The following is an 8,754-nucleotide window of genomic DNA, read 5'->3' on the forward strand; positions in this document are numbered from 1 at the left end:
TTGTTCGGTCGCGGCGGTAGCCGAGGAAAACGGGGTCGGGACGCACACTCGGGCGCGTGGCAGCCGCCCGAGCAGGTCCGCGCGTCGCGGAACGGCTCGGGGGGCGGCAAGGGCCGTCGCCTGACCGGTGAGCAGGCGATCCCCGCGTATACCCCGTCGATCGCGGTGCGAAGCATCGACGGGCACCTCGTGCGCACGGGCTACGAGGTCTACGCCTGGTACCGGCTGGCGCCGCAGCGCTGGTCGTTCCGCTCGGACTCGCAGCGGCGCGACCTGATCGCGGCCATCGCCGGCCAGTACGCCGAACTGCAGGGCCGCTGGCTGCACCTGCGCGTGACGAACCGGCCGTACCCGATCCGGATGTGGGCCGAGGCGCACGTCTACAACGCGCACGGCCGCCCCAACGACGTCCCGGGCGCCCTGTCGTTCGACGACTACCTGATCGGCGAGCAGCAGCAGCTCATGGGCCGCTCGATGGCCGAAAAAGAGGTCTACATCGGCGTCCAGGTGCAGACGCGGCGGATGGTCGACCGCGCGGTCGAGCGGGCCGCGCCGGTGCTGCGCAAGATCCTGCCCGAGGCCGTCGACGCCGAGCTGACCGCATTGGACTCCGAGGTCGAGCACCTCGACCAGGTCATCGGCAGCGCCGGGCTGGAAGGCCGTCCGGTGCACGCCGAGGAGATGTCCTGGCTGATGCACCGCTCGTGCTCGCTCGGCCTGCCCGCGCCGCGGAACATGCCCGCGGTGCCGGGCGCGGCCTGGGAGCCGGAGGACCTGGCCAGCTTCACCGACGCCGCCGACTACTACGCCGAGCCGTACGCGCCGACGGTGACCGTCCGCGGCCGCACCGGCTCGAACGCCGGCGTCTCGCGGCACCTGGCGATCCTCACCGTCGGCCAGATGCACGGCCTGCAGATCCCCGAGGTCGACGACCCGTGGATCCAGCACGCCGACCGGCTGCCCGCCGCGGTCGAGGTGTCCGCGCGCATCTACGTCCGGCGTCCCGAAGAGGTGGCCGGCGAGCTGCAGCGCCAGATGAACAAGGTGCGTTCGCAGGTCAAGCACTACACCGACGAGCACGAGCTGGAGCCGCCGCAGTCGCTGTCCCGGCAGGCCGGGCGCGTGCTGGAGATCGACGACGAGATGACGTCGGGCTTCACCGCGCTCGCCACCCGCGTGCGCTCGTGGTGGCGGCTGGCGGTGTCCGGCCCGACCGAGCGCGACGCGCTGCGCCTGGCCCAGCAGCTGCTGGACCTGTACAAGCCGAAGATCGCCATCGAGCACCCCGAAGCCCAGTACGCGATGGCCCGCGAGTTCATCCCGGGCGAGCCCCTCGCGTCGGCGGCGTACATGCGCCGCGGCTCGGTGGTCTGGAGCGCCTCGGCCGTCCCGACGGCGACCGCGGAGGTCGGCGACCGCCGCGGCATCCTGCTCGGCGAGACGTGCACGGCCACCCGGCGCCCGGTGGCCTGGGACCCGTGGATGGCCCAGGAAATCCGCGACGGCTCCGGCCTGACGGCGATGGTCGCCGGTCTCGGTGGTGGTAAGTCGTTCCTCGGCGGCGGCATCGTCTACAAGACACTCCGCGCCGGGGCGAACTGGACGATCCTCGACCCGTCCGGCCCGCTGTCGCGGCTGTGCGACCTGCCGGAGCTGCGCCCGTACGCGCGGCCGATCAACCTGCTCAACGCCCAGCCGGGGATCCTCAACCCCTACCGCGTGGTCGCCGAGCCGTTGATCGAGCACTTCATGGACGAGGACGACCCCGAGCGCTCCTGGCGCCGCGAGAAGGCCTTGGCGGGCGCGACGCGGCGACGTCTGGTGCTGGACGTCCTCACGGGTGTCCTGCCGTACGAGGTGTCCCGCATGGCCCAGACCCGGATCGTGCTGCTGCGCGCGGTCCGCGCGGTCGGCGGCCGCTTCGACGCGGACCCGGGCCAGGTGATCGACGCGCTCCGGCGGGATTCGTCGGAACACCACGAGCACGCGGTCGTCGTCGCCGACTTCCTGGACGAGATGCGCGAGCGGATGGCGCTGCTCATCCCGGAGACGGATGCGGACCCGTACTCGGAAACCCGCGACGACCGCCTGACGGTCCTGACGATGGCCGGGCTGACCCTGCCGAAGGACGGCGTCCCGCGCGAGTACTGGACGGACGCGGAGTCCCTCGGCGTCGAGATGCTGAACCTGGCGGCGTGGCTGACCCAGCGCTCGGTGTACGAGAAGCCGAAGGAACTGCGCAAGGGCGTCTGGATCGACGAGGCGTTCTTCCTTTCCGAGGTCCCGACCGGGCGCGTGCTGATGAACCGCTTCGCGCGTGACTCGCGGAAGTGGAACGTCCGCGTGCTGCTGTCGTCCCAGATCCCGGCGGACTTCCTGAAGATCCAGGGATTCGTGGCCCTGCTGGACTCGGTGTTCGTGGGCCGCCTGGACGACGACGACGCCCAGGCCGACGCCCTGCGGCTGTTGAAGGTCCCGGTGGGCGTGGGCTACGAGCAGGTCGTGGCGGCGCTGGGCCGCCGCCCGGGCTCCCAGCGCAGCGGCTTGGAGCGCGACGTCGAGCCCCGCCAGTTCATCTTCGGCGACGGCGCGGGCGGCGTGGAGCGCATCCGCGTCGACTTCTCGGGCCCGCACCTGGACCACCTGCGTTCGGTGATGGACACGACCCCGGGCTCGAAGGACGCGGCATCGCCCCCGCGCCGCCCGGGCAACGAGCTGGCCCTGCCCGCGGAGGAGAAGAAGCCGTACGTCGCGGTCCCACCCGAGGACGACATCGAGCTGGAGCAGGACTTCGAGCTGGCGGCGGAGCTGGAGGTCGGCCTGGCGGACGAGAACCTCCTGGGCGCACCGGACCCCCTGGCCTCCGAGACGGGCGAGGTCGAAGGCGGCGTCTCCCCGAACGGCAACGGCAACGGGAACGGCGGGCAGCAGCACGCCCGCACGGGCGGAAAGGGCGGCACCGGCCGGGACGCCGCATGAGCGCCCGGGTCCGAAGTAGCCACACCGTCCCCGGCTGCCCGAGGCGCGCCCGGCGCCTCCCGCGGGCGACCGCGGAGGGTGCCGCATGAACACCCTGCTGACGTTGGCGGTGCTGCTGACGCTGGCCGCCGCATGGCACGCGCTGAAGCGCCGGATCAAGGAAGGCCCGCGGGCCCGCCGCGTGCCGAGCCGCCGGGCGACGATGTTCGCCGTCATGCTGGTCCTCGGGCTGCAGGCCATCGCCACGGCGCCCGCGGCGAACGCGGCCGCCTGCGGTGAGGCGCCGAACCCGGAGCGTCCGGGGGCCGGCATGGTCGGCGCGATCGACCCGCCGGAGGGCCACGGCGAGCCGAACAGTGCCTACATCGACTACAGCTACGCCGGCATGGTCTGGAACACCTTCGAGACCAACTGCTCGGGGCTGAACCTGACGCCAGCCGGGTCCACTTTGGACACCTGGGGCGGCAACCAGTTGTTCAACCTGGGCAAGAACATCGTCGGTGCCACCAACTCGCTGCACTACACGGTGCTCGAAGGCGGCCTGCTGAACCCGATCTACGCGGCGGTGAAGTCGGGCGCGGAAAAGGTCTACAACAACATCTACGCCCAGCTGTTCGGCCTGGTCGCGCTGATCCTGTCGATCATGATGTTCCGCAACATCTGGCGGGGTGACCTGGCCGCGGTCAGCAAACGGGCGCTCTACGCGCTGGCGGGGATCTGGCTGGCCGCGTCCTCGCTGGCCATGTTGCGCTACTTCGACCCGATCGACAAAGCGATCGTCCAGACCACCACGAACATCCAGGCGGGCTTCGTCGACGAGAGCGGCGACCGGATCATCCGCGACATCCTGCCCACCCAGCTCCACACGCAGATCGTCTACAACAACTGGTTGCGCGGCGAGTTCGGCACCCCGACGGCGCCGCAGGCCGAGCAGTACGGCAAACCGCTGCTCGACGCCCAGGCGTTCACCCGCAACCAGCTCGTGAACGGCGACGACGGCAACCAGTCCGTCATCGACGGCAAGAAGAACGCCTACAAGGACATCTCCACCAAGCTCGGCCCCGCCACCGGCTACTTCACCGGCGAGGCCGGCGGCCGCACCGGGGCGGGCTTCCTCTCGCTCGGCCAGGCGCTCGTCTACTCGCTCTTCCAGCTCCTGGCCAAGGCGAGCGTTCTGCTCGCCCAGGTCCTGATCCGGCTCTTCGCGCTCACCGCGCCGCTGATCGGGCTCATCGCCCTGCTGCACCCGGAGATCCTGCGCCGCGTGCTCAAGGTCGCCGGCGGGGTCGCGTTCAACCTGGTCGTCCTTTCGGTGCTCGCCGGGGTGCACGCCCTGTTGCTGCAGGCCATCTTCGACGCCGGCAACTCGCTGAACATGCTCACGCAGATGGTCCTCGCCGGACTGATCACCGTGCTGCTGTTCATGGTCGGGCGGCCGGTGCGGCGGCTGTGGCAGATGGTCGAGATGTCGGTCAGCATGGTCGGCGCCGCGGTGCCGTCGCCGGGCGGCGGGATCTTCTCGCGGTTCCGGCGCCACAAGAGCGGCCCGACGCCGCAGGACGAGTTCTGGCAGCACATGCGCGAAACCGACGACGTCGTCGACGGCGACCAGCGCGGCCCGCTCGGCGCCACCGCCGGGGGCGGCCGGTTCCGGCCGGAGGCCACGATCTTCGCCAACGCGCAGCGGCTCGACAACGGCTCGGGTGCGGCCCGTCCGGCCGCGGCCTGGTCCGGTGCGCCGTGGCCGGGTGCCGTCGGTGGTGGCGGGTCCGCGGGCGCGCTGCCCGCGGGCGGGCGGCCCGGCTCGCCGGTGTTCGGCCAGTACAACCCGGCCAACGGCGACCCCGGCGACTACGTCGTCGTCGGGGCCGGCGGGCGGCCGGTCACGCGCGAGGAAAGCCGTCGCGTCGACACCTCGCCGGTCGCCGACCGGCGCTGGAACGACGAACCCGAGCCGGTCGTCGTGCCGTCCGACCTGCGGGCGCCCGAATCCGGCTTCAGCGACCACACCCCGCAGGACGTGCCGCGGACGCCGGGCGTGCGCGCCCAGCCGCGTCGCGTCGACCCCGAAGTCGTCGCGGGGAAGCCGGTCTTCGTACTGTACCGGCCGTCGCGCGGCATCGAAGTCCGCGAAGAACCGCGTGACACCGACCAAGTGATGGGGCGGTGACCGATGCCGATCCGCACCAACCGCGGCCGCGCCGCGGTCTACCGCCGCCTGTGGGGCTGGCCGCTGCGCTCGCCCCGGCACCTGATGGGGACGCTGGTCTTCCTGGCGATCCTCGTCACCGCGCTGGGCATCGTGCTGCCCAAGGTCGTCGGCAAGCCGCAGGCCAAGGCGGCGCCGCCCGCCGGCACGTCGACGTCCTACACCGCGACCCCGCCGGGCGTCGCGGCGCCGGTGCCGACGTCCAACCTGCCGACGCGGCTGTCCGCGCCCCTGGCCACCCCCACCACCGCGGCGCCGAACGGGGACGCCGTCCGCGTCGCGAAGGAGTGGGCCGCGGCCTGGGTCGACCACCCGGCGGGCATCACGTCCGCGCAGTGGCTGGAGAAGCTGAAACCCTTCACCACCGAGGAATACCTGCCGGTGATGTCCTCGGTGGACCCGGCGAACATCCCGGCGACGAAGGTCACCGGTGAGCCCGTGGTCGGCACGTCCTACACCAGCTCGGTGCAGCTGACGATCCCGACCGACGGGCCCAAGCTGGCCATCACGGTCGTGAACACGAACGCCGGCTGGCGGGTCGCCGACTACGACCAGGCGAGCTGAGCGTGCGGCGGCTGGGGCTGTGGCTGGGGCTGGTCGTGTTCGTCGCGATCGGCGCCCTGGTCGTCACCGCCGTCGCCGCCAAGGTCGTCGTGGACAACCAGCAGGCGCAGGCCCGCGGCGTTTCGCTGATGAGCTGCGACGCCTCGGTCGGGCCGACCCAGCCCGGTCAGGGCGAGCGCGGCACGGTCGACGCGTCCAAGCTGGACGACGAGCAGAAGGGCATCGTCGCGCTGATCATCACGATCGGCAAGCAGCGGACCCTGGCCCCGCGCGCCTGGCAGGTCGCGATCCAGGCCGGCATGACCGAGTCCGGCCTGCACAACCTCACCTACGGTGACCGCGACTCCCAGGGCATCTTCCAGATGCGCCCGTCGATGGGCTGGGGCTCGGTCGCGGAGGTCACCAACCCGCAGTACGCGATCAACAAGTTCTACGACGTGCTGCTCGCGGTGCCGGACTGGGAGAACAAGCGCCCGGGCGACGCCGCGCAGGCCGTCGAGCGCTCGGGCTTCCCGGACCGCTACCACAAGTGGGAGCCGATGGCGGCGACGCTGGTGGAGAACGTCGGCCAGGTCGCCGACGTCGTCGCCTGCGGGACCGGGCTGGGCCAGCTGCTGCCGCCGAGCCAGGCGGCCGGGAAGGCGATCAGTTTCGCGCTGGGCGAGCAGGGGAAGCCCTACGTGTGGGGCGCCACAGGGCCGAACTCGTACGACTGTTCCGGGCTGATGCTGCGGGCGTACGAGTCGGCGGGGATCATCCTGCCCCGGGTGTCCCGCGACCAGTACCACGCCGGCGCGCTGCTGCCGGTGCGCGAGGCGCAGCCCGGTGACCTGCTGTTCCTCGCCACCGATCCGTCGAACCCGGACACGATCCACCACGTGATGATGTACCTGGGCGACGGCAAGGTCGTCGAGGCGCAGCAGACCGGCGTCCCGGTGCACACCCGGCCGTTCTCGTTCGACGAGGCCGAAGTGGTGCCCCAGGCCGTCCGTCCCGGCGTTTAGCATGGGTTGAGGGCCCTTGACAGGACCAGGCCCGGCGGATTCGGCCGACAGCGGAACCGATTCACCCGACGTCGCGGCGCTTCCACGAGCAGGTGGCCGCGTACTGGCAGAGGATGAGCACGTGGGACGGAAATTCGGCAAGCGCGGCAAGCCCGGCCAGGGCTCGCCCCAGGACCCGGCGACGCTGTTCGGCGCGCCCCAGCCGCCCCGGCAGTCGGCACGTCCCGCGTCGAGCACCCCGCTGGCCGACCAGCTGAGCCAGGGCTACCCGGGCGTCGACCCGGGGTACGTCGTGCTGCCACGCTCGCTGGCGGAGGGCATGTCGCTGCCGTGGCAGCACCAGATGGCGGCGCTGCTGGCCCAGTTCCACGCGGAGCACGCGGCGCTGGCCTGGCCGATCTACCGGGTGGTGCCCTCGCGGTACGAGATGTTGTCGGACCTCGACGAGGAGCAGCTCGCAGAGGCGGGCTACCTGGTGGAGATGGACGCCGACGGCGAGATGGTCTACCGCGAGCGAAGCGGCCGCAAGGTCGAGGACCCGGAGAACACCTCGGTCCTGGTGTCCTGCCTGGACCCGATCCCCAAACCGGCGGCGCGCCCGACGCCACCCCCACCGGGAGCCCCGCCCGGCGCGGCCCCGGCCCCGATGAACATCGGCCCGGCACCCGTCTGGCGGACGGTGCCTCAGCCGCCTCCCGCGCCTCCCGCGCCGTCGCCGGGATTGAGTGCTACGTGGACTGAGGACGCGCCTGCTGCGTCGGCCTGGGGGCGGCATGGAGCGTCTCCGCCGGGTGATCGGTCGGGAGCGGACTTGCCGGGCCCGGTCAGGGCGCCTCAGCAGGCCCGCCACGCAGCCCCGGAGCCAAGGGCCGAAAGCGCCGTCACGGAGCCCGGGCCGCGGGAGGCAGCCCGGTCTGAGGTGGCTGGCAACGGGCCGATCCATCCGATCCCGCCCGACTTCCAGGCGGGACCGTCCACCGAGCCGCAGCCTGCCGGGGCGCGGTCCGAGGTGTCGCAAACGCCTGCCGCTCCGCGGATCGGCACGCCGGATGTGTCGGAGGCCGCACCGGCACAGCCGGTGGCCCGGCAGCCTGAGGCGGCCGCCGTTCAGCACCAGTCGCAGGAGCAAGCCCCTGCTGCGGCTGAGTCACCGGCCGCGGCCCGGGCGACCGGATCGGACCAGCTGCCGGCTGCCGCCCAGGAATCACTGGCCAAGCTGGCCGAAACGCAGGAGCAACCCCCTGCTGCGGGCGAGCAACCGCCTGCGGTGCAGGAGCCGTCGGTCGCCGCCGAGGAGTCGCGGGCTGCCGGGGCGCGGGAGCAGTCGGCTGAGCCGCGCGAGGTTCCTGCTGCCGCCGAAGAATCACCCGCGGCCGCCGAGTCGCAGGAGCAGCCGCCGCGTGACTCGCACGAGGTTCCCGCCCATGAATCCTCGGCGGCTGAACCGCAGGAGGCGACCGGACACCAACCGTCGCCAGGTTCGTCGCCCGAGCCATCGGCTGCCGGTCCTGAGTCGCTGGCTGCGGTGCAGCCGCCCGTGGAGCACCAGGAAGCGACGGTTGCGTCGCACGAGACGCAGGCCGCTGATGAGTCGCTGGCTGCAGGTCAGGCGCCCACCGGGCACCAGGAGCCGGGGGCTGAGGTGTCCCAGGCGCCGATCTCGCAGCAGGGGCCCGGCGGGTCGCAGCCGTCGGACGCGGTTCAGCAACCGGCTGGTGCACCGCAGGCGCCCGCTGCGCAACACCAACCGGCGGCGGAGCCTCGGCTACCAGCTGCGCTCCAAACGCCCGCCGAGGAGCACCAACCACCGGCTGCGACGCAGCAGCCGCCGGCTGCTGCGCAGCAAGCCCCGACGTCGCCGCAGCAGCCGCCAGCTGCTGCGCAGCAAGCCCAGGCTCCGGTACAGCAGCCTCCGACTGCCTCGCAGCAGGAGGCTGCCGTGGCGCAGGAAGCGGCGCACCTGCCGCCAGCTGCTGCGCAGCAGCCACCGGTTGTCGC

At 72.3% G+C, this 8,754-nt stretch carries 4 protein-coding genes and 1 pseudogene; all 5 read left to right on the plus strand.

The window, feature by feature from the left end:
• Entirely contained in the window at positions 1-2,979 is a 2,979-nt protein-coding gene (locus tag ACWEN0_RS45880; RefSeq protein WP_451987756.1) for an ATP-binding protein, read from the plus strand.
• A gap of 85 nt (positions 2,980-3,064) precedes the next feature.
• Entirely contained in the window at positions 3,065-5,149 is a 2,085-nt protein-coding gene (locus ACWEN0_RS45885; RefSeq protein WP_451987758.1) for a magnesium transporter, read from the plus strand.
• Positions 5,150-5,152: 3 nt separating this feature from the next.
• On the plus strand, positions 5,153-5,752 hold the full coding sequence (locus tag ACWEN0_RS45890) for a hypothetical protein (protein WP_451987760.1): 600 nt from the start codon (positions 5,153-5,155) through the stop codon (positions 5,750-5,752).
• Between the two features lie 17 nt (positions 5,753-5,769).
• Positions 5,770-6,756 (plus strand): C40 family peptidase, encoded by a 987-nt coding sequence (locus ACWEN0_RS45895; protein ID WP_451987840.1) that lies wholly within the window; start codon positions 5,770-5,772, stop codon positions 6,754-6,756.
• 121 nt (positions 6,757-6,877) lie between these two features.
• Positions 6,878-8,754 (plus strand): annotated as a pseudogene (locus tag ACWEN0_RS45900) (hypothetical protein); the annotation flags it as partial.

The sequence above is a fragment of the Amycolatopsis sp. NPDC004378 genome (genome assembly GCF_053602455.1).